The following is a 20746-nucleotide window of genomic DNA, read 5'->3' on the forward strand; positions in this document are numbered from 1 at the left end:
GCCTAATGCACGATCAGCCCATGACGGGGCAACAGATCGCGCAAGACATAAAGTCTATGAATGGAGGCTGCCTGATAAAATTTCCATATGGGCGACTGTCCAGCATCGCTGAGAAAATGCTTACCATCTCCAAGGCGCGCCCACTGATTGTTCCAACCTTCATCTGACGAGTCGTCCTGATAGGGTGGAATCTCGCCGATGCCCAGCTCTTCGGCGGCGACTTGCCACGCCACAATTCGCTTCCCGCATTCGCCTTGAAATAGAATGGCCTTCTTTATGATGCCGTGTATCACCTCAAAGTCTCTCCGTGTTCCGTCATCGAAGTCCCGACGTAACAAACGAAAACGGTCAAACATCTGATGCAGGGCACGGGCTGCAGCCATAAAAGTCGCCGGGTTGTTGCGATAACTGATGTTTCCGGCGACAGCATCCGGTCGCTCATACCGGAATGCCCAAACGAGATAAGGGCGATCGGGGAATGTCGACACAGACCCGTGGCCAAGAGCACCGGACGCAATCTCCGCACCGTAACTGGTAACCGCATTGCGAATATTTTTGATAGAAATACCGCTCCAACTGCTGCCTTTTTCAAAATGCTTCCGCATTTTTTCTTGGATGTAATCTCTCACGCTTTGGTCGAGAGGGTCGTAATTGACTGAGTCCGAATGCCCATCGATGTCTTCATGGAATTGGAAACTGCTGTTATCGACCGCATTGCCTCGGGAACTGACGCCTGAAAATCCGTAATGACTGAAAGTATCGGCATAGACATGCGCCGTAACGCCGATCAAAGCGGGTGAAAAATCGCGGTCGGCGAGGCCGAGGTGATGATCAACCATTTCGCGGGCAATGGCGCTGTCCATCCGACACTTCAACCGTTCCGTATAACTTTCGCCCATGTTGCCTGGAAGGAAGTGAAACGGAATCCACACCTGGCGTTGGTCGTCTTCTTCCAAATTTGCCTTATCTAACACGTGATGGGCCGTTGCAACGGTCGCAATCCGCGCTGCACCGTCTTCAAACACGTTGCCCGAATTCGCATCAAGTGTGAGACCGACATTGGCAGCGTTGTCGTCAACAAATTGCGCCGCAGTTGCGATGATTTTTGCCGTTTCTGCATTTAGCCCCGCCGCTCGTGCAAGAGCGTATGTACCATAGTAGTGCATATCGATTTGCATAGTTTCCCCCAACAACTTTTCATTAGTAATGGAGAAACTATACCATTACATGGATGCATAATCTTGAATTTTTGCGGCGGTTTGGTTTGGTGCGCTGACTATCATCACCCCATCGAGACCGAAGTGACGCACCGATAGATTTCTATATGGTAGGCGAGCATTCATTCACCACGACCCCGCTTCAGCGTATGGTCTGGCGAAAATCGTTAGTCTGGAAAGGAAACCCCATGGCCGATCTTACCCTGGATGTCTGGCAATTCGTGCGTCTGATGGTCAGCATGGAGGACACGTTGAAATCCCATGGCGGCGGGCGCGGGTCGGCGGTGAAGGCGTTGTACGACAAATGGGAGGATTTGTGGGTCGACCTGGACGCGCAATTGGTGGATCTGGGCAAGCACGATATGGACGCCTTCGCCGATCTGATGATGGAACAGGAAGTGGTGCTGGAGGAGGTGACGAAGGCCGACCGGCGGGTCGTCGCGGAACAGTTGGAAAAGGTGTTGCGGCAGATCAAGGCGCGCTTGCTGAAACTGGACGATCCTCAAGAGGTCGAGGATTTGAGTTTCGAGCGCGATGAGCTGACGCTGACCATCAAGTCCTTGAAACGCGATTGATTTCGCGTGTCCCAAAATCGGCGGTGCGGCGGAAAAACCGTCGCATCGCGCACGGCATTGTGCCACTCTGGCGATTAACGGACTTGTGCGGGACCCTTTAACCGATCCGAGACACCGATCCGAACCTGGGAGGATAGGACATGAGTAGAGTTGCCCTTGTAACCGGCGGAACGCGCGGCATTGGCGCAGCGATCGCCGTCGCCCTGAAAAACGCCGGCTATACCGTCGCCGCGAATTACGCCGGCAACGATCAGGCCGCGGAGGCCTTCAAGAAAGAGACGGGCATCGCCGTCTACAAATTCGACGTGTCCGACTTCAACGCCGTCGATACGGCCGTCAAACAGATCGAAACCGATCTGGGCCCGGTCGACGTGGTCGTGAACAATGCGGGCATCACTCGCGACGGCACGATGCACCGCATGACGCCGGAACAATGGCAGGCGGTGATCGACACCAATCTGGGCTCCTGCTTCAACTGCTGCCGCGCCGTGATCGACGGCATGCGGGCGCGGAAATTTGGGCGCATCGTCAATATCGGGTCGATCAACGGTCAGGCCGGTCAGTACGGTCAGGTCAACTATGCCGCCGCGAAATCCGGCATCCACGGCTTCACCAAGGCGCTGGCACAGGAAGGCGCGAAGATCGGCATCACCGTCAACGCGATCGCGCCGGGCTATATCGACACGGACATGGTCCGCGCCGTGCCGCAGGAGGTCCTGGACAAGATCATCGCGAAAATCCCCGTCGGCCGCCTGGGCCATGCCGAGGAAATCGCGCGCGGCGTTCTGTTCCTGGTCGCGGACGACGCCGGGTTCATCACCGGATCGACCCTGTCGATCAACGGCGGTCAGCATATGTATTGATCGGCGTTCCGGCCGAAACGACGAAAGGCCCCTGCCGCATGGCGGGGGCCTTTTGCTTTTGCCGTGTCCGGACGGCTCAATCTGGCCGGATCAGGGTGCCGGTGCCGTGTTCGGTGAACAGTTCCAGCAGGATCTGATGCTGATGGCGGCCGTCCAGGATGACCGCGCCTTCCGCGCCGTCATTGATGGCATCGACGCAGGTCTGGATTTTCGGGATCATGCCGCCGGAAATCACGCCCTGTTCCTGAAGCTTCGCGGCCTCCGAAACGGTCAGGTCGGTGATCAGGTCCCCGTTCTTGTCCAGGACGCCCGCGACGTCGGTCAGCAGCAGCAGGCGTTTCGCCCCCGCCGCGCCCGCAATCGCGCCCGCCGCCGTGTCGGCGTTGATATTGTAGGTCTCGCCGTCGTCGCCCAGGCCGATCGGCGCGATGACCGGGATGAAATCGCTGCGCCGCAGGACGTCCAGGATCGTCGTGTCGCATTCATAGGGTTCGCCGACGAAGCCGAGATCGAGAACCTTTTCGATATTGCTTTCCGGGTCCTTGGTCGTGCGGGTCAGCTTGCGCGCCTTGATCAGCCCGCCGTCCTTGCCGCACAGGCCGATGGCCCGGCCGCCTTCGGCTTGAAGGGAGCCGACGATCTGCTTGTTGATGCTGCCGGCCAGGACCATTTCGACGATATCGACGGTTTCCTGATCGGTGACGCGCAACCCGTCGACGAAGACGCTTTCCTTCTCGATGCGCTTCAGCATTTCACCGATCTGCGGTCCGCCGCCATGCACGACGATCGGGTCCACGCCGACTTGCTTCAACAGCACGATATCGCGGGCGAACAGGCGGGCCAGCCGGGAATCGCCCATGGCATGGCCGCCGTATTTCACGACCAGGGTTTGGTCGTTGTATCGGCGCATATAGGGCAGGGCTTCCGTCAGAATTCCCGCCTGGGCCAGCCATTCGACCCGCCGCCGTGCCTTATCCGATTCCGCCGTCATACCCTCGTCCCCACTCATTCCGTCGTGCTTTCTTTTAGGCCGGTTCGGCAAAACCTGCCAATTCCGCGCGCAATTCCTGGATACCCAACCCTTTTTCCGAACTGGTGACAAGGGGTTGGGGAACCGCCGCCGGATGTTTCTTCAACGCCTCGATCGTCGCGGCGACGATCTTCTGCACCTCCCCGGATTTCGGCTTGTCCGCCTTGGTCAGGACGACGCGGAAGTTCACCGCCGCCTTGTCCAGAAGATCCATGATCTGTTCGTCGCTGGATTTGACGCCGTGGCGGCTGTCGATCAGCAGGCACAGGCGCCGCAACACCGCGCGGCCGCGCAGATAGTCGTGGATCAGTTGCGTCCAGCCGTCCACCATGGGCTTCGGCACCTTGGCATAGCCGTAGCCGGGCATGTCGATCAGCCGCAGGCGGCCTTCGAATTCGAAGAAGTTGATTTCGCGCGTCCGACCCGGCGTGTTGGACGTCCGGGCCAGGGTTTTGCGTCCCGTCAGCGCGTTGATCAGGCTGGATTTGCCGACATTGGACCGGCCCGCAAAGGCGACTTCCGGCAGGATCGGCTCCGGCAGCTGCTTCATCGCGACGCAGCCCAGCATGAAAGTGCATTCCCGCGCGAACAGCAGGCGCCCGCGCTCAATCGCGTCGGCGTCCGGTCCGGTTTCGTCGAATGCGTCCATGGCGGAACCCTCCTTCAGGCACGCGCGGGCGGTCGGGGCGCTGTTCGGTCGGGGGCGGAAAACAGCGGGGAGAGCGGCGGAAACCGCGAAAGATTACTCTTCCGCGTCCTTCGCCTTGCCGCCGCCGATCGCGACGCCCATCCGGCGCATGATGACATATTGCTGCAGGATGGACAGCGAGTTGTTCCAGGCCCAGTAGATCACGAGACCTGCCGGGAAACCGCCCAAAATGAAGGTGAAGAAGATCGGCATCAGACCGAAAATTTTCGCCTGGATTGGGTCGGCGGGCGGCGGGTTCAGGCGTTGCTGGAACCACATGGTGAAGCCCATGATCAGCGGCCAGATGCCGATATTCACGATATGCAGAATCTGCGGCACGTCCCACGGTACAAGACCGAAAACCGTCAGCAGGCCCAGCGGGTCCGGCGCGGACAGGTCGTGAATCCAGCCGAAGAACGGCGCATGCCGCATTTCGATGGTCACGAACAGAACCTTGTACAGCGAGAAGAAGACCGGAATCTGGATCAGAACCGGCAGGCACCCCGCCAGCGGGTTCACCTTTTCCTTCTTGTACAGCTCCATCATTTCGGACTGAAGCTTCTGCTTGTCATCGCCCAGACGCTCGCGCAGCTCGACGATCTTCGGCTGCAGCAGCTTCATCTTGCTCATCGACTTGTAGGACTTGTTCGCCAGCGGGAAGAAACAGATCTTCACGCACAGCGTCAGGGCCATGATCGCGAGACCGAAATTGCCCAGCACACTGTGGAACCAATGGATGGCAAAGAAGAACGGCTTGGTCAGGAAATAGAACCAACCGAAATCAACCGCTAGATCGAAATTCGTGATGCCCAGGCTTTCGCTATAGGCGTCCAGGCGCAGGGTTTCCTTCGCTCCGGCGAAGAAATGGTCGGTCATTTCGACGCGGGCTCCCGGCGCGACGCTGGTCGGATCGGCGACGAAGTTCACGTGGAACTGGCCGTCGGTCGTGCCGGTACGCAGGAAGGTGGAATTCACCGAGGCGGTTTGATTCGGGACCAGGGCGACCAGCCAATATTTGTCGGTGATGCCCATCCAGCCGCCGGTCGTGGCAAAGCTTTCCTTGCCCTGCGGCTTGTCTTCCAGATCGTCGTATTTGATTTCTTCAAGCTTGCCGTCGAAGACGCCGATCAGGCCTTCATGCAGAATGTAGAAATTCTGCGTCTTCGGCTTCGCGCCCCGGAAGATGCGGCCATAGGGCACGGCGGAAATCGTCTGGTCGCTGCCGTTCACGATGCGTTGCGTCACCGTGAACATGAAATTCTCGTCGACCGCGATGGACTGTTCGAAAGTGACGCCCGCCGCGTTGGTCCAAGTCAACGTGACCGGGCTGGACGGGGTCAGCGTATCGCCGTTCGCGGCCCAGACCGTGTCGCCGTCCGGCGTTTCCAGACCGTCCATCGGGGACCAGCCGAATTGCACTAGATAGGGCTGCGCGCCGCCCGCCGGTTGCAGCAGGTCGATGGCGGGGGAGCCGTCTTCCAGCGTTTCGTGATAGTCGCTGAGCGTCAGGTCGTCGATCCGCGCGCCGCGCAGGTTGATCGACCCGGACAGGCGCGGCGTTTCGACCGCGATGCGCGGCGCATTGGCCAGGGCGTCTTCGCGGGTAATCGGCGCGGCGGCGGTGCCCGGTGCGTTGGGCATGCCCGGTATGGTCGGGACACCGGCGCTGTCGACAGCACCGGTCTGGCCGGTTTGCGTTTGCGTGGTCTGCGCCTGCTGCGGTGGCGCGGGCGGGGCCGGGAAGAAGAAGCCTTGGATATAGGGCCAGCCGAACAAAATCAGCGCCGACAGCGCGATGGCCATGACCAGGTTCTTATTCTCTTTCATCCGCTTCGCCTCTTGTTGCGGCTTCATTCGGGTCGGCGGTCGGCACTGGCGGGGAGTCCCGCCAAAGCTTCAGCCGTTTGAGCGCCCGCTCCAAATCGCCGCGCAAGGCGGCATAGGGCCGGGTCGGTGTGGACTGCCGGGCGATCAGGACATAGTCCTGTCCGGGACAGGCGTGACGCGCCAGAACCTCGGTTGCGAGTGCCCGAAGGCGTCGCTTGGCCCTGTTGCGCGCAACGGCATTACCGACTTTTCGGCTTGCTGTAAAGCCGATGCGGGCGCCGTTTCCGTCGCCCGCATCGCTGTTCTCGGGACCGGAGGTCCGAAGACTATTCTGTCGCTGATCTGCCCGAAAGTGATCTGCCGTTTGGTGATCCGCCGGATGCGGCAGGGGGCAGGCCTGAAGCACAAGGCCCGGCATGCCCGCCGACCGCTTGGCCCGCGTCACCCTCAGGAAATCCTGCCGCCGTTTCAGACGCTCCAGGACCAACATGTCCGAAGCCCGCAAATCAGAAGATTCGGTCTTCGAAGAAGATGTTTGCCCGGTCATCGTCACGGCCCGCAAGATATCGCCTTTGAGAGGTCGGGTGCGGTCCGGCTGATCGTTCCGGCTTAGGCGCTCAGCTTCGCGCGGCCCTTGGCACGGCGCGCGGACAGGACGGCACGGCCGCTTTTGGTGGCCATGCGGGCGCGGAAACCATGCCGGCGTTTGCGGACCAGGCGGCTCGGTTGGAAAGTGCGTTTCACGGTTCATACTCCGACTAAAAAGGGCGGCCCTAGGGTGCATCCTTGGCACGGCCCCAATAATTACTGCCGATTTCGACGCCGCTGTATAGTGGTGTGAACCGCGCAAGTCAACGCGCTCATACCGTAAAACCGCCATATCGGCGGGGTTCGGGCAAAGAAATCGACGTATCGGCATGTTGGCATCAATTGCCTGGATGGCGCCGACCGCGATATAGAGTGTCTATGAAAAGCCTGTCGGCCCGACTTCTTGTATTGACCGTCCTCTTCGTCATGCTGGCGGAGGTGCTGATCTTTTTGCCGTCGGTGGCCCGCTTCCGCGAAACCTGGATCGCCGACCGGATGACCAGCGCGCATCTGGCTCTACTGGTCCTGGAAAGCAGCCCGCACGGCATGATTTCCGACGAAACGGCGCAGGAAATCCTGGATTTCATCGGTGCGCGGGGTGTTGCCGCGCGGCATGACGACATGGCGGTGTCGCTGATGACCTCCATGCCGCCCGCGGTGGAGGAAACCGTGGACCTGGCCGCGGAAGGCCCCGTCACGATGATTTCGGAAGCCTTGGCGGCCTTGTTCCGTGAAGGGGAACGTATCGTCCGCATCGTCGGTCCGTCGCCGCGCGATCCGGAAATGCAACTGGAATTGGTCATGGACGAAGCGCCGCTGAATGCCGCGATTCTGGCATTCGGCTACCGCATTCTGCTGTTGAGCCTGACGATTTCCGTCCTGACGGCCTTTATGGTGTTCCTGGTGCTGCGCCGCCAATTGGTGCGGCCGTTGAAACGTCTGACCTGGAACATGATCCACTTCCGCGAACGCCCGGAGGATCAAAGCCGCGCCATCCGGCCCAGCAAGCGATCCGACGAATTGGGGGTTGCCGAACGCGAATTGTCGGCGATGCAGACGACGATCCGCGAGGCCCTGACCCAACGGCGGCATCTGGCGGCGCTGGGCACGGCGGTCGCCAAGATCAACCACGATCTGCGCGGTATTCTGTCCAGTGCGTTGGTCGTGTCGGACCGGTTGGAAAATTCAGAGGATCCGGAGGTGCGTCGGATCGCTCCCGGTCTTCTCGACGCCATCGACCGGGCCGTCGCACTGTGCACGAGGACGCTGAACTATGTCGGCCGGAACGAGACAGGGCTGGACCTGAAGGCGGTGCCGCTGGCGCCCGCCGTGGAAAGCGCCGGGTTCGGCCTGCCGAACGGGGCGCGCCTGACCAATCGTGTCGCGTCCCAGATCAGCGTTTTCGCCGACCGCGACCAATTGGCGCGCATGGTCGGCAACCTGCTGCGCAACGCGGCGGAGGCCGGGGCGTCCCGGATCGAGGTGTCGGCGGAAGCGCGGGACGGCAATATCGTCATAGAAATCGCCGATGACGGGCCGGGACTGCCGCCCCGGGCGCTGGACAATCTGTTCAAACCGTTTGAAGGGTCGGCCCGGGCGGGCGGGTCCGGACTGGGCCTGTCGATCGCCCGCGAATTGGCGCGCGACCACGGCGGCGATTTGAGCCTGGAACGAACCGCCGCCGACGGGACCGTCTTTATTATAACCCTGCCCGCGATGGAGCAGCGCCAAGCCTAAACCCTGTTCGCGCAATCACCCTAATTGCCGTTGGCGGGCTGAGAGATGCCTTTGCACAGGCGCAGCCCGTCGGCGCGATAGCCGCTTTCCAGAATACGGGTGAAACTGGTGCCGCAGCGGCGCGGGAAGCGGCCGTCCACCCCTTCCAGAGAGACATGCACGGCGCCGCATGCCCGATCGGTCGCCAAGCTTTCGATATGCTCCAACAGCATTTCGCAGGCCCGGTCGCGGCCATAGACATCCATGGCGATGAACGGATCGACATCCAGGACCCGGCCATGGCGGATATCCGTGCGAATTTGATAGGCGGCGAGGCCTAAAAGATAGCCGTCGCCGTCGGTAACGATATCCATGCCGGCATCGCTGTCGGAATGATGCAAACGCTGTCCACAGAAGGCCTCCCACTCCGTCAGCGTCAGATCGGATCGCAGCGTCTGAGCGAGAGGCAAGGCCTGCGCAATTCGGTTGGCCGTCATCGGCCGAACTTCCCAGAAAGGTTCCACGGGCTGCATCCGGCAATCTGTTGAACTGTATGGCGTCATCTTGGTGTCTACAGCTTTCACGGCGCGATATCGGCGATAGAAGCGCGGTTGATTGAGCAATCGTGCGACGCAGAATGCCCGCTATTCCGGCAGGCAAACCATGATATAGGTCAATCTGTCACAGCCCGCTGCAATGCAACCGGTTGCAATTTCAAGGCGGTTTGGCATGATCGCGGAAAATGATGGGATAAGCTTGATGAGCCGGTGCGCACCGAAGAACGCCTTGAACGATTTCGACGTTTTGGGGTCGCCCTTGAAATACGAGGGGCCGTTGGATAACCCGTGCGCGGCGTGCGAAGTGCGGGAAATGTCGATTTGCGGCGTTCTGGATAAGGACGAAATCGAAGAATTCGTCAAAATCCTGACGCGGCAGACCTGCACCGCCCACGATCCCATCATCGACGAGGGCGAACCGGCGGATTTCGTTTTCAACGTCACCGGCGGCGCGGTGAAGCTGTTCAAGCTGCTGCCCGACGGTCGCCGCCAGATCACGGGATTCCTGTTCGAAGGCGATTTTCTGGGTATCGCGATGAACGATACCTATTCCTATTCGGCGGAAGCCGTCGGCGACGCGCATATGTGCCGTTTCAACCGCCGCAAATTCGAAGCCTTGCTGGACCGTTTCCCGAAACTGGAGCGTCGGCTTTTGGGCATGGCGTCGAACGAATTGGCCCAGGCGCAGGATCAGATGCTTCTGCTGGGCCGCAAGACGGCGCGGGAAAAGCTGTGCACCTTCCTGTTGTCCTTGTCGCGCCGGTCGGAAAAGCGGGGATACGATCCGTCGGTGATTTCCGTCCCGATGAGCCGTAACGACATCGGCGATTATCTGGGCCTGACCACGGAAACGGTCAGCCGGACCTTTACCAATCTGAAAAAAGACGGTGTTATCCGTTTGCTTGAAGGTAACAGGGTCAAAATCAACGATGCCGAGCAGTTGCAGGATCTGGCCGAAGGGGCCTGAACCGGACGCGACCTCGGCATGAAAGATAAAGCCGAGGGATAGGTCGTTACATGCGCATTCTCTGCGCGATGCTGAAGCACGAAACCAACACGTTTTCGCCCATTCCCGCCGATCTGGCCCGATTCAAGGACTGGGGTCTGCATTTCGGGGAGGATGCGGCGCGCGCCTATCGCGACACCGCCATGCCGCTCGCCGCCTATATGAAGCTGGCGGAGGCGGAAGGGGCGGAAATCGTCACCCCCGTCGCGGCTGAGGCCATGCCCTCCGGTCCGGTGACGGCGGCGGCCTATGAGACTCTGACCGGCCCGATCCTGGCGGCGGTGGAGGAAGGTTGCGACATCGCCTTGCTGGACCTGCACGGGGCGATGGTGGCGGAAGGCACCGATGACGGCGAAGGCACGCTATTGCGCCGCATCCGGGAAATCGCGCCGGACCTGCCGATTGCCGTGACCTGCGACCTGCATTGCAATCTGACGCGGGCGATGGTGGAAAACTGCACCGCGCTGATCGGCTACAAGACCTATCCCCATACCGATATGTACGAGGTCGCGGAAATCGTGGGACGGACGGTTCTGGACGCGGTGAAGGGTCTAGCGGACCCTGTGATGGCCTGGGGTCAGGTGCCGTTGCTGTCCCAGACCCTGTGTCAGGGGACGGATGACGAACCGATGCGGTCCATCGTCGCCCGCTGCCGAGACTGGGAAAGGGAGGCGGGTATCCGCGCCGCGACCGTGTTCGGTGGTTTTGCGCTGGCCGATATCGAGGATTCGGGGACCAGCGCCGTCGTGATCGCCGATCGCTCCGTCGTTGCGGACGGGCAAACATTGGCGGAAACGGCCCGCGACGATTTGCTGACGCGCTGCTGGGCCGCCCGCGATGCCTTTATTTATAAGGGACGCGACCTCGACGCGGCGGTGACCGCGGCGAAGGGATACAATGACGGACCGGTCATCCTCTTGGATCACGCCGACAATTGCGGATCGGGCGCAACCCAGGACGTGATGACGGTCGTGGCGGCGGTTCTGCGCCGGAATCTGCAAGGCGCGGTGGTCGCGACCGTTTGGGACCCTGCTGCGGTCGCGAGCATGCTGGCGGCAGGCGAAGGCGCGACGGTTACGCTGGACCTGGGCGGCCGGACGGATATGCCGTCCATCGGCGCCGTCGGACGACCGCTGACCGTGACGGGCATCGTGGAAAAACTGTGCGACGGCAAGTTCCGCGTCGAAGGGCCGATGTATACCGGCGTCGAAATCCAATGCGGGCCGACGGCCCTTTTGCGGGTCGCGACGGCGGGCGGCGGTTTGGTGCGGATCATCGTCACGTCATTGCATCACGAACCCTGGGATGCGGGTGTCGTGCGCATGGTTGGGATCGACCCGGAAAAGACACGATATATCTTGCTGAAATCCCGCATTCACTATCGCGCGGGCTTCGGCACCTTGGCGCGTCACACGCTGACCCTGGATGGGGACGGCGTGACCACATCCGACAATACCCGTCTCGCCTATCGCAAGGTGCGGCGGCCGATCTATCCCCTCGACCCCCAAACGGAATGGGAGGTCGGGCAATGACTGTTCCCAAACCCGGAACAAGAAACAGTCTGACCGACGTAGCGGGCCTGGTGGTCGGCAATGCCGAAGACCGACAGGTCCGGTCCGGCACGACGGTGATCCTTTGCGAGCCGGACCTGCGGGCGGTCGCGGCGGTCCAGGTGCGCGGCGGCGGTCCGGGCACACGGGAAACGGACGCCCTCGCCCCCGGTGGATTGGTCGGGTCGGTGGATGCGGTGGTGCTGTCCGGCGGGTCGGCCTATGGGTTGGACGCGGCCGGCGGCGTGCATGCCTGGCTGGGCAGTCAGGGCCGGGGATACGATGTCGGCAAGCAACGCGTTCCGATCGTGCCGTCGGCCATTCTTTATGACCTGTCCCATGGCGGCGACAAGGACTGGGGCGAAGAGCCGCCCTATCGGCGTCTGGGGCGGGAAGCCGCGCTGGCCGCCGGACCGGATTTCACCCTCGGCAAGGCCGGGGCCGGATACGGCGCGCGGGCCGGGTCGCTGGAAGGCGGCCTGGGCAGCGCATCGGCGGTCGATCCGGTGACCGGCGCGACGGTCGCGGCCATCGTCGCGGTCAACAGTTTCGGGGAAACGACCGGGGAGGATGGATTCTTCTTTGCCGCGCCGTTCGAACGGGACGGCGAATTCGGCGGCTTGGGACCGTCGCCGAACTTGGCAAATCCGGAACCGGTCTTCGCGAAACTGGACAGCGGCATCGCCGCCGGGCGTACCAATACCACGATCGCGGTCGTCGCCACCGATGCGCGGCTGGACCATGCGGACACCCATCGCATGGCCGTGATGGCGGAAGCGGGTTTTGCGCGCGCCATCCGGCCGATTTTCACCCCCTATGACGGCGACACGGTGTTCGCGCTGTCGACCGGGCGGGGGCCGGCGGTGGATCTGGTCGGCCTGTGCCGGTTGGGCGCGATCGCCGCGGATTGTCTGGCCCGCGCCATTGCGCGAGGCGTTTACGAGGCGACGGGCACGACCGATTGGCCGGTCTGGCGCGACCGACACGCGACAGCGCGGTAGGGGGATCACGCGACGCTGCGGTGGGAATATCGACTTCAAACAAGATCGCGGTGTTGATACTGTGCCTCCGGACGATGGGTTAAATCCGGTGGAACGACGAACAAGAACGGGACGGGCATCATGAAACGGCAGTTGGGCGCATTCACTTTGGGACTGGCCATCCTTCTGGGGCTGACCCTGGGACCGGCGGTGCAGACGCCCGCCCAGGCGAAGACGGGCTTGATTATGGGCGTGACGCTGGAACCGCCGCATCTGGACCCGACGGCGGGCGCGCCGGCCGCCATCGACGAAATCGTCTATGCCAATGTGTTCGAGGGCCTGACCCGGATCGATGCGCAGGGTCAGGTGAAGCCCGGCCTCGCCGAACGCTGGGTGATCGAAGACGACGGGATGACCTATCGCTTCATCCTGCGCCCGGGCGTGACATTCCATGACGGCGCGGCGCTGGAGGCTTCCGACGTCAAATTTTCCTTCGAACGTGCGGTGGCGGACGATTCCGAAAACGCGCAGAAGGGTTTGTTTTCCGCCATCGACAGTATCGAGGCGCCGGACGACAAGACCGTCATCCTGAAGCTGAACCGCAAGGAAGGCCTGTTATTGTGGAATCTGGGCTGGGGTGATGCGGTGATCGTCGACCCGGCCTCCGCGGCGGATAACAAGACCCATCCCATCGGTACCGGACCGTTCAAATTCGTCGACTGGACCCAGGGCGATCAGGTCCGGCTGACCCGCAATCCGGATTATTGGGGAACGGCGGCGGCGCTGGATGCGGCGACCTTCAAGTTCATTCCCGATCCGGCGGCCCAGGTCGCGGCGCTGCTGGCGGGGGATGTCGACGTGATCCCGAATATCGGCGCGCCGGAGGCCGTGGCCCAGTTCCAGGCGGATCCGCGCTTTCAGGTGCTGGTCGGCACGACGGAAGGCGAGACCATTCTGGCCATGAACCAGCGGCGCCCGCTGTTGCAGGATGTTCGGGTGCGCCGTGCGATTCAGCATGCGATTGACCGTCAGGCGGTGATCGATGGGGCGATGTTCGGGTTCGGCACGCCGATCGGGTCCCATTTCGCGCCGCACAGCCCGGCCTATACCGATCTGACCGGCGTTACCCCCTACGATCCGGAAAAGGCGAAGGCGCTGCTGGCGGAAGCCGGGGTCGCGCCGGGGACGAAACTGGTCATGAAACTGCCGCCGCCGGTCTATGCCCGTCGCGGGGGCGAGGTCGTGGCCGCGCAGCTGCAGGCGGTCGGCTTCGACGTCGATCAGATTCCGGTCGATTGGGGCCAGTGGGTGTCGGAAGTCTTCAAGGGCGATCACGATTTCGACCTGACCATCGTCTCCCATACGGAACCGCTGGATATCGGCATCTATGCCCGGGACGATTATTACTTCGGCTATGACAATCCGGCCTTCAAGGAACTGATGCTCAAGATCGACGGCGTGTCCGACCCGGCCCAGCGCAACACGCTTTATAAGGAAGCGCAGCGCATGCTGGCCGACGACGCGGTCAACGGGTTCCTGTTCCAACTCGCGAAAGTCGCGGTTGCGAAAAAGGAACTGAAGGGCCTCTGGGCCAATGCGCCGATCCAGGCGAACGACCTGACCGGCGTGAAGTGGGAATGACCTTCCCAGCCTAACGGAGTGTTCTGAGGCGGATGGCGGGCTTTCTGATACGGCGGCTGACCGGGCTGGTGCTAACCTTGTTGGCGGCGTCCGCCGTGGTGTTCCTGGCGCTGGAACTGTTGCCCGGCGACGCGGCGCAAATCCTGTTGGGGACGGAAGTTCGCCCCGATACCTTGGCGGCGATGCGCGCGCAGCTGGGCCTCGACCGCCCCGCCGCCCTTCGATACGCCGAATGGATCGCGGGACTGGCGACCGGCGACCTCGGCGTGTCGCAGGTCTATCACGTGCCGGTCTGGGACATGGTGCGCGACCGTCTGGCGGTTTCGCTGCCGCTCGCCGTTCTGGCCTTTATATTATCGACGCTTCTGGCCCTGCCTTTCGGCATCACGGCGGCGGTGAAGCGGGGCCGTCTGGCCGATACGCTCATCATGGGCTTCGCGCAGATCGGCCTCGCGGTGCCGAATTTCTGGTTCGGCATTCTGTTGATCCTGCTGTTCGCGGTGCAGTTGGGCTGGGTTTCCGCAGGTGGCTTTCCGGGATGGGAAGGCGGCGTCGGTCCGGCACTCGGCGCCCTGTTCCTGCCCGCCTTGGCCCTGGCCCTGTCGGAAGCGGCGATTCTGTCGCGCATGGTACGGGCCTCCATGCTGGAAACCCTGGGGGAAGACTATGTCCGCACCGCCCGCGCCAAGGGATTGAGCGGGTCGCGCATCGTCGTCGGCCACGCATTGGGCAATGCGATGATCCCCATCGCGACGCTGATGGGTCTGCAATTCGCCTTTCTGGTCGCGGGCGCGGTGATCATCGAAAACGTCTTCTACCTGCCGGGGGTCGGGCGGTTGCTGCTGCAAGCGATTTTCGAACGCGACCTTGTCCTGGTGCGGAACCTCGTGCTGATGCTGTCCGCCTTCGTCGTCGCGCTCAGCTTTCTGGTCGACATGGCCTATGGCGCGATCGATCCCCGCTTGCGGAGGGCGACATGACCGGAACGCGCCTGCCGCAACTCTGGATCGGGCTGGTCGTGACCGTCAGCGTGCTGGCCGCGGCCCTGCTGTCGCTGGTCTGGACACCCTATCCGGTGGACGCGCAGTCGATCATCGACCGCCTGCAAGGCCCCGGCGCGGCCCACTGGCTGGGGACCGATATGTTCGGGCGCGATATCCTGTCGCGTGTGCTGGGCGGGGCGGGAACGGCCCTTCTGGTCGGCAGCGCGGCGGTCGTCGTCGGTCTGGCGGGCGGGTTGCCGCTGGGATTGGCGGCGGCGATGAACCGCGACGGTTGGGCCGATACACTGATCGCGCGCGGGGCGGATTTGATCTTCGCCTTTCCGGCCCTGCTGTCGGCGGTGTTGATCGCCGCCGTCTATGGACCGGGGGCGGCGAATGTCGTGGTCGCAGTCGGCATCTTCAACATCGCCGTCTTTGCCCGCGTGATCCGGGGCGCGGCCTTGTCGGTCATGGCCCGGCCCTTCATCCGCGCGGCGCTGGCGCTGGGGCGGCCCTGGCCGTCGGTGGCGGCGATCCATTTGCTGCCCAATATCGCGGGCGTGATCGCGGTGCAGGGAACGGTGCAGTTCGCGGTCGCGATCCTGGCCGAAGCGGGGCTCAGCTATCTCGGCCTCGGCGTCAAACCGCCGGACCCCAGCTGGGGCAAGATGCTGGCCGACGCGCAAACGCTGCTCTACCTCGACCCGAAGCAGGCGATCATTCCCGGCCTTGCCATCCTATGGGCGGTTTTGGGGCTGAACATGCTGGGCGACGGGCTGCGGGACCTATTGGACCCGCGCCTGCGGTCGATGCGCGCCAGGGGTTAGTTAGCGGTTAATCTATCGCTTGCCCCGGTTGCGGATCGGCTCGGCATAGGCCAATTCGACATCCCAGGGGAACAGAATCCAGGTGTCCTGGGACACTTCGGTCACGAACGTGTCGACCAGCGGGCGGCCCGCCGGTTTGGCATAGACGGTGGCGAAATGTGCCTTGGGCAGCATCTCGCGGACGATCTTCGCCGTTTTGCCCGTATCGACCAGATCGTCGACGATCAGCCAACCCGACCCGTCTCCGGCTTCCGGCTTTTTCAGGATATTCGCCTCACCCTGGGTCTTGTGGTCATAGGACGCGATGCAGACCGTGTCGATCAGGCGGACTTCCAATTCGCGCGCGACGATGGCGGCGGGGACCAGCCCGCCGCGTGTGATGGCGATCACACCGTCCAGCGGCTGAAGTTCCGACAGGCGCCAGGCCAGCGCCCGGGCGTTGCGGTGAAGTTCTTCCCAGGAAACCGGATATTCCTTATTGCGCGGCTCGCTCATCGTCGTCCTTCCGAATGCTTGGTCTCGACCGTCTTTTTGACTAGCGGAAGCGTGGCCGGGCGTCACGAAATAAAAAGCCCCGGCTTCCGTATGGGAAAGCCGGGGCCGATTAGGCGATGGTCGATCGGATCAGCGGGCGAAACGCACCGCCACGAAGATCTTCCGGTCGCCACGCAATACTTTCAGCAGGACGGAAGACCGGCCGGCATCCATTGCCGTCGTGACTTCCTTTTCAACATCCGCCGGGGTGCTGACCGGGTTCTGGTTGACTTCCAGAACCATGTCGCCGGGGCGCAGGTCCTTGTCGGCGGCATCCGAATCCTTGGCGATATCGGTAATCACCACGCCGCCTTCATTGGCATTCAGGTTATATTCCTGGATCAGGGCCTCGCTGAGCGGGGAGATTTCCACGCCCAGGGAGTCGAGGCGGCTGACGGAGCCTTTGCCCTGTTCGATCGTGCCTTCACCGGACAGCGCCGCCAGATCGATCTTTTCCCGCTGACCCAAGGTCGGGTTCAGGGTGATCGTCTTGCCGTCGCGCCAGACTTCGACCTCAACGGCCTCATCGACGCTGGCATTGGCGACGAGACGCAGCAGCTCGCGCGTGTCGTGCACCGGCTTGCCGCCGAAGGACAGGATGATGTCGCCCGCCTCGAAACCGGCCGTTTGCGCCGGGCCGCCTTCATGCACGGTGGAAATCAACGCGCCTTCCGCTTTCGCCAAACCCAGGCTGTCGGCGATATCGTCGGTGACTTCCTGGATCGAAACGCCCAGCCAGCCGCGACGGGTGGAGCCGTATTTCAGGATCTGATCCGCGACATTGGCGGCCTGATTGGACGGGATGGAAAAGCCGATCCCGATCGATCCGCCGGTCTGGGAGAAGATCGCCGTGTTGATGCCCACGACCTCGCCGTCCATGTTGAACAGCGGCCCGCCGGAGTTGCCCCGGTTGATCGACGCGTCCGTCTGGATGTAGTCGTCATAGGGGCCGCTTTGGATGTTACGGCCGCGCGCGGAGATGATCCCCGCCGTCACCGTGCCGCCCAGGCCCAACGGGTTGCCGATGGCCATCACCCAGTCGCCGACGCGAGACTTGTCGGAATCGCCCCAGGGCACTTCCGGCAGGGTCTTGCCGTCGGTATCGATCTTCAGGACGGCGACATCCGTCGACGGGTCGGTGCCGACCAGCGTCGCGGTATATTCCGTGTCGTCCTGCAGGATGACTTTGATTTCCTGGGAATCTTCGATCACGTGATTGTTGGTGATGACGATGCCCTTGGTGCCGTCGACGATGAAACCGGACCCTAGGCTCTGCGCATGGCGGGGCGGTTCGTCGTCCCGGCCGCGGCCGAATTTTTCCATGAATTCTTCCGGGAAGGGGCCGGACCGCTTCACTTCCTGTTCGGACGAAACGTTGACCACGGCGGGCAACAATTTTTCCGCCAAATCGGCGAAGGATTCCGGCGTGCCGCGTGCAAAGCTCGGCTGCGCGAAGGCAATCGCCGCCGCAACCATCAAGGTCGCCGCGGTCAACAGGCGGAAGGCACTGTGCGCCTCCGCTTTCGGAAGGGCCAGAACCGGCGCGGGACCGCGTCGCGAGGTGGCCTCCCTGGATTGGAGTATACGGGTTTTTAGGTAGCTCATATCGGTCCTCTAATCGCTGACGCCGAACGAAGGCGTAGGTTCCAGAATACACGATAACATCTGATGACGGGCATGCACCCGGTTTCGTTCCGCTGGGACGTGGGAAGCGATCAAGTGTCCGTCAACACCTGGGGCCGGTATAGGCCGGAAAACCATGAATTTGCCTCAATTACGCGCGGGTCAGGCCAAAATGCGCCACGATTGCGGCGATACCGGACAGGGCGATCCCCAAAGCCATGGGCAGGGCGCTGCCGTCCAGGAACAGGCCGACCACGACACCGACCACGGCGGCGATGGCATATTGGACCGTCCCGAACAGGGACGACGCGGTTCCGGCGATTCGCCCGAAATCACCGACGGCACCGGCCTGCGCATGCGGCAGGACCAGCCCCATTCCGATCAGGTAGAGAACCATCGGTACAAGGATCGTCCAGACGGTTTCGATTCCGGCCAGGACGGGGATCAGCAGCGCGACACCGAACACGCCGTTGAACAGGGTGCCGATCGTCAGCGCGCGTTGACGGTTGCTCATATGCCCGGCGATTTGCGCCCCGGCGATGAATCCGACGACGGCGGCGGAAAAGCAGAACCCGAAGACCTCCGCCGGGACGCCCAGAATACCGATGAAGACGAAGCTGGACCCGGAAATGAAACAGAACAATCCGCAATAGCTCGCGGTTCCGGCAAGCGTGTAGCCGACAAACCGGCGGTCGCGCAGCAAGCCGCCGATATTGCGCATCAATTGACGCGGCGCGGTAGCGGTGGCGTCCAGATAGGGGTTGGTTTCGCTCATCAACAGGAAACCGCCGACCAGGACCATCCCGCCGGCGATGGAGGTCAGGACGAAGCAGCTCTGCCAGCCGAATTGCGCCGTCAGATAACCGCCCAGAACCGGTCCGATCAACGGCGCGATCCCCATCGCGGCGGCGATCCGGGCCAGGGCCCGCCCGGCGGCTTCGGGGCCGTGAATGTCGCGGACAATGGCGCGGGCGATGACCGGCCCGGCACAGGCGCCCAGCGCCTGCAGGAATCGCCCCAGGATCAGGATTTCCAGGCTGGGCGCGAAAACGCAGACCAGGGAGGCGGCGAAATAGATCGCCATCCCGCCCATCATGACCGACCGTCGTCCGAACCGGTCGGACAGGGGACCGAACAGGATCTGGCAAATGGCGAAGGTGCCCAGATAGATCGACAGGGTCAGCTGCACCCCCGCCACATCGGCGGAAAACGCCGCCTGGATCGCGGGCAGGGCGGGTAGATAGAGGTCCGTCGAAATCGGACCCATCGCCACCATGAGGACCAGCAGCACCGAAACGGGGGCCGCCGTCGGCGCCGGTTTGCGGAACATCATGCGGCGGATTCCCTCGCTTCCGGGGGACCGTTTCGGGTCAGAACCAGAAACTGGACGACCGTGAACAGCGCCACGCCGATAATGACCAGCGCCAGCGTGCGCGCGGTCCCGTCATAAAGCGGCTGGACCAGCAGGCTTGTCAGGGCGGCGCAGAAAAACTGGAAAAACCCCAGGATCGCGGATGCGCTGCCGGCGACGCGCGGGAAGGGGCGCAGGGCCTCCGCCATGCTGCCCGGAATGACCATGCCGAAGCCGATCGTATAGACGCTCATCGGGCCGATGACGCGCGCGATGGTCAAGCTATCCGACAAAAGATACAGCAAGCCCGACCCGGCGATCAGGAATACGAAGGACAGCAGGATCACCGGACGGGTTCCCAGGCGCGGGATCAGCCGACCGGCCAGGAAGCTGCCGCTGGCATATCCCGCGACGGTGAAAATCATCAACAGACCGAACATGTCCGGTGACAGGCCCATTTCGCCGATGAACAGAAAGGGCGCTTCGGTGAAATAGGCGAAGAACCCGGCAAAGGCGAGGCTGGACGCGAGCGCCTGTCCCATGAAGAAGGGGGAGGACAGAAGACCGCCGTAAATGCGCACAAGCCGACGGGGCTTCAGCGCGTCCAGGTTCTTTTCCGGAACCGATTCCGTCAGTTTCAGATAGGTCGTCGCCAACAGGATCAGGCTGGCCAGGGTCAGGAAGACGAAATTGGCGCGCCATCCGATATGGGCCTGCAGGAACCCGCCCAGCATCGGCGCGACGGCGGGTACGATGGCCAGTGCCGTCCCGACGACGGCGAAGGCGGTGATCGCTTTCGGACCGTCGAATTTGTCCCGGACGACGGCGCGCCCGACCACCGGCCCGACGCAGGCCGCGAAACCTTGCAGAAAACGCCCGATCTGCAGGGCCTCAATGCCTGGCGCAAAGGCGCAGGCGAGGCTGATCGCGGAATACAGGACAAGGCCGATCAGGATGATCGGGCGACGCCCGAACCGGTCCGACAGCGGACCGAACAGCAATTGCGCCGTGGAAAACCCCAGAAAGAACAGGGTCAATGTCAGCTGCGTATCGGCGGGTTCCACCCCGAAATCGGCCTGGATCGCGGGTAGGGACGGCACATAGAGCGCCATGGAGGCGACGCCCATCGCGACAAGGGCCGTGATCAGGGGCAACATGCCGCGCGGTGCGGATCCGTCTTGCATTCCGTA

At 62.5% G+C, this 20746-nt stretch carries 20 protein-coding genes; 9 read left to right on the forward strand and 11 right to left on the reverse strand.

Annotated elements, in window-relative coordinates:
* Positions 1-2 precede the first annotated feature (2 nt).
* Positions 3-1178, reverse strand: coding sequence for a DUF6765 family protein (locus HH303_RS11330; protein WP_169625448.1), 1176 nt, complete (start codon positions 1176-1178; stop codon positions 3-5).
* A 227-nt stretch (positions 1179-1405) separates the two neighbouring features.
* On the opposite strand from HH303_RS11330, the gene HH303_RS11335 reads away from it, so the two are divergent.
* Together HH303_RS11335 and phbB are read left to right on the forward strand one after the other, a co-directional pair.
* Positions 1406-1792 (forward strand): hypothetical protein, encoded by a 387-nt coding sequence (locus HH303_RS11335; protein ID WP_169625449.1) that lies wholly within the window; start codon positions 1406-1408, stop codon positions 1790-1792.
* A gap of 140 nt (positions 1793-1932) precedes the next feature.
* Complete coding sequence (phbB, locus tag HH303_RS11340) at positions 1933-2655, forward strand: acetoacetyl-CoA reductase (RefSeq protein WP_169625450.1); 723 nt, start codon at positions 1933-1935, stop codon at positions 2653-2655.
* Positions 2656-2731: 76 nt separating this feature from the next.
* On the opposite strand, the gene argB is transcribed toward phbB, so the two are convergent.
* The 5 genes from argB to rpmH all read right to left on the reverse strand — a co-directional run bounded on the left by argB (position 2732) and on the right by rpmH (position 6944).
* A complete protein-coding gene (argB, locus tag HH303_RS11345) occupies positions 2732-3664 on the reverse strand; it encodes an acetylglutamate kinase (protein ID WP_227421724.1) in 933 nt (310 codons plus the stop codon).
* A 16-nt stretch (positions 3665-3680) separates the two neighbouring features.
* A complete protein-coding gene (gene yihA, locus HH303_RS11350; RefSeq protein WP_169625451.1) occupies positions 3681-4334 on the reverse strand; it encodes a ribosome biogenesis GTP-binding protein YihA/YsxC in 654 nt (217 codons plus the stop codon).
* A 93-nt stretch (positions 4335-4427) separates the two neighbouring features.
* On the reverse strand, positions 4428-6200 hold the full coding sequence (gene yidC / locus HH303_RS11355; protein ID WP_169625452.1) for a membrane protein insertase YidC: 1773 nt from the start codon (positions 6198-6200) through the stop codon (positions 4428-4430).
* Positions 6187-6690: a ribonuclease P protein component gene (gene rnpA, locus HH303_RS11360; RefSeq protein WP_169625453.1), complete on the reverse strand. Its 504-nt coding sequence runs from the start codon at positions 6688-6690 to the stop codon at positions 6187-6189. Before rnpA ends, yidC begins: the two co-directional genes overlap by 14 nt.
* Before the next feature lie 119 nt (positions 6691-6809).
* Entirely contained in the window at positions 6810-6944 is a 135-nt protein-coding gene (gene rpmH, locus HH303_RS11365) for a 50S ribosomal protein L34 (protein ID WP_169625454.1), read from the reverse strand.
* Between the two features lie 222 nt (positions 6945-7166).
* Between rpmH and HH303_RS11370 the strand changes: the two genes are divergently transcribed.
* Positions 7167-8525 (forward strand): sensor histidine kinase, encoded by a 1359-nt coding sequence (locus tag HH303_RS11370; protein ID WP_169625455.1) that lies wholly within the window; start codon positions 7167-7169, stop codon positions 8523-8525.
* A gap of 20 nt (positions 8526-8545) precedes the next feature.
* Here the strand turns inward: HH303_RS11370 and HH303_RS11375 are convergent, their stop codons facing one another.
* Positions 8546-9001, reverse strand: a complete 456-nt coding sequence (locus tag HH303_RS11375; protein WP_169625456.1) for a hypothetical protein — start codon at positions 8999-9001, stop codon at positions 8546-8548.
* Positions 9002-9263: 262 nt separating this feature from the next.
* Between HH303_RS11375 and HH303_RS11380 the strand changes: the two genes are divergently transcribed.
* The 6 genes from HH303_RS11380 (at position 9264) to HH303_RS11405 (ending at position 16048) form a co-directional block, all read left to right on the forward strand.
* Positions 9264-10028, forward strand: coding sequence for a Crp/Fnr family transcriptional regulator (locus HH303_RS11380; RefSeq protein WP_227421725.1), 765 nt, complete (start codon positions 9264-9266; stop codon positions 10026-10028).
* A gap of 50 nt (positions 10029-10078) precedes the next feature.
* Positions 10079-11599: a M81 family metallopeptidase gene (locus HH303_RS11385; protein ID WP_169625457.1), complete on the forward strand. Its 1521-nt coding sequence runs from the start codon at positions 10079-10081 to the stop codon at positions 11597-11599.
* Positions 11596-12618, forward strand: a complete 1023-nt coding sequence (locus HH303_RS11390) for a P1 family peptidase (RefSeq protein ID WP_169625458.1) — start codon at positions 11596-11598, stop codon at positions 12616-12618. The genes HH303_RS11385 and HH303_RS11390 overlap by 4 nt, the downstream gene beginning before the upstream one ends.
* A 120-nt stretch (positions 12619-12738) precedes the next feature.
* Entirely contained in the window at positions 12739-14238 is a 1500-nt protein-coding gene (locus tag HH303_RS11395; RefSeq protein WP_169625459.1) for an ABC transporter substrate-binding protein, read from the forward strand.
* A gap of 32 nt (positions 14239-14270) precedes the next feature.
* Entirely contained in the window at positions 14271-15218 is a 948-nt protein-coding gene (locus HH303_RS11400) for an ABC transporter permease (RefSeq protein WP_169625460.1), read from the forward strand.
* Complete coding sequence (locus HH303_RS11405; RefSeq protein WP_169625461.1) at positions 15215-16048, forward strand: ABC transporter permease; 834 nt, start codon at positions 15215-15217, stop codon at positions 16046-16048. The genes HH303_RS11400 and HH303_RS11405 overlap by 4 nt, the downstream gene beginning before the upstream one ends.
* A gap of 12 nt (positions 16049-16060) precedes the next feature.
* Here the strand turns inward: HH303_RS11405 and gpt are convergent, their stop codons facing one another.
* From gpt to HH303_RS11425, 4 genes are all read right to left on the reverse strand, one after another.
* Positions 16061-16543, reverse strand: a complete 483-nt coding sequence (gpt, locus tag HH303_RS11410) for a xanthine phosphoribosyltransferase (protein WP_169625462.1) — start codon at positions 16541-16543, stop codon at positions 16061-16063.
* 129 nt (positions 16544-16672) lie between these two features.
* Positions 16673-18187: a DegQ family serine endoprotease gene (locus HH303_RS11415; protein WP_169625463.1), complete on the reverse strand. Its 1515-nt coding sequence runs from the start codon at positions 18185-18187 to the stop codon at positions 16673-16675.
* Positions 18188-18356: 169 nt separating this feature from the next.
* Positions 18357-19538 (reverse strand): multidrug effflux MFS transporter, encoded by a 1182-nt coding sequence (locus tag HH303_RS11420; protein WP_169625464.1) that lies wholly within the window; start codon positions 19536-19538, stop codon positions 18357-18359.
* On the reverse strand, positions 19535-20740 hold the full coding sequence (locus HH303_RS11425; RefSeq protein WP_169625465.1) for a multidrug effflux MFS transporter: 1206 nt from the start codon (positions 20738-20740) through the stop codon (positions 19535-19537). The genes HH303_RS11420 and HH303_RS11425 overlap by 4 nt, the downstream gene beginning before the upstream one ends.
* Positions 20741-20746 lie beyond the last annotated feature (6 nt).

Source organism: Pacificispira spongiicola, assembly GCF_012926505.1.
Lineage (GTDB): Bacteria > Pseudomonadota > Alphaproteobacteria > UBA8366 > Aestuariispiraceae > Pacificispira > Pacificispira spongiicola.

Bases quoted from the DNA above. Each gene is read 5' to 3' on its own strand.
- HH303_RS11330 (WP_169625448.1), bottom strand. From the start codon at position 1,178: ATGCAAATCGATATGCACTACTATGGTACATACGCTCTTGCACGAGCG.
- HH303_RS11335 (WP_169625449.1), top strand. From the start codon at position 1,406: ATGGCCGATCTTACCCTGGATGTCTGGCAATTCGTGCGTCTGATGGTC.
- phbB (WP_169625450.1), top strand. From the start codon at position 1,933: ATGAGTAGAGTTGCCCTTGTAACCGGCGGAACGCGCGGCATTGGCGCA.
- argB (WP_227421724.1), bottom strand. From the start codon at position 3,664: ATGAGTGGGGACGAGGGTATGACGGCGGAATCGGATAAGGCACGGCGG.
- yihA (WP_169625451.1), bottom strand. From the start codon at position 4,334: ATGGACGCATTCGACGAAACCGGACCGGACGCCGACGCGATTGAGCGC.
- yidC (WP_169625452.1), bottom strand. From the start codon at position 6,200: ATGAAAGAGAATAAGAACCTGGTCATGGCCATCGCGCTGTCGGCGCTG.
- rnpA (WP_169625453.1), bottom strand. From the start codon at position 6,690: ATGTTGGTCCTGGAGCGTCTGAAACGGCGGCAGGATTTCCTGAGGGTG.
- HH303_RS11370 (WP_169625455.1), top strand. From the start codon at position 7,167: ATGAAAAGCCTGTCGGCCCGACTTCTTGTATTGACCGTCCTCTTCGTC.
- HH303_RS11375 (WP_169625456.1), bottom strand. From the start codon at position 9,001: ATGACGGCCAACCGAATTGCGCAGGCCTTGCCTCTCGCTCAGACGCTG.
- HH303_RS11380 (WP_227421725.1), top strand. From the start codon at position 9,264: ATGAGCCGGTGCGCACCGAAGAACGCCTTGAACGATTTCGACGTTTTG.
- HH303_RS11385 (WP_169625457.1), top strand. From the start codon at position 10,079: ATGCGCATTCTCTGCGCGATGCTGAAGCACGAAACCAACACGTTTTCG.
- HH303_RS11390 (WP_169625458.1), top strand. From the start codon at position 11,596: ATGACTGTTCCCAAACCCGGAACAAGAAACAGTCTGACCGACGTAGCG.
- HH303_RS11395 (WP_169625459.1), top strand. From the start codon at position 12,739: ATGAAACGGCAGTTGGGCGCATTCACTTTGGGACTGGCCATCCTTCTG.
- HH303_RS11400 (WP_169625460.1), top strand. From the start codon at position 14,271: ATGGCGGGCTTTCTGATACGGCGGCTGACCGGGCTGGTGCTAACCTTG.
- HH303_RS11405 (WP_169625461.1), top strand. From the start codon at position 15,215: ATGACCGGAACGCGCCTGCCGCAACTCTGGATCGGGCTGGTCGTGACC.
- gpt (WP_169625462.1), bottom strand. From the start codon at position 16,543: ATGAGCGAGCCGCGCAATAAGGAATATCCGGTTTCCTGGGAAGAACTT.
- HH303_RS11415 (WP_169625463.1), bottom strand. From the start codon at position 18,187: ATGAGCTACCTAAAAACCCGTATACTCCAATCCAGGGAGGCCACCTCG.
- HH303_RS11420 (WP_169625464.1), bottom strand. From the start codon at position 19,538: ATGATGTTCCGCAAACCGGCGCCGACGGCGGCCCCCGTTTCGGTGCTG.
- HH303_RS11425 (WP_169625465.1), bottom strand. From the start codon at position 20,740: ATGCAAGACGGATCCGCACCGCGCGGCATGTTGCCCCTGATCACGGCC.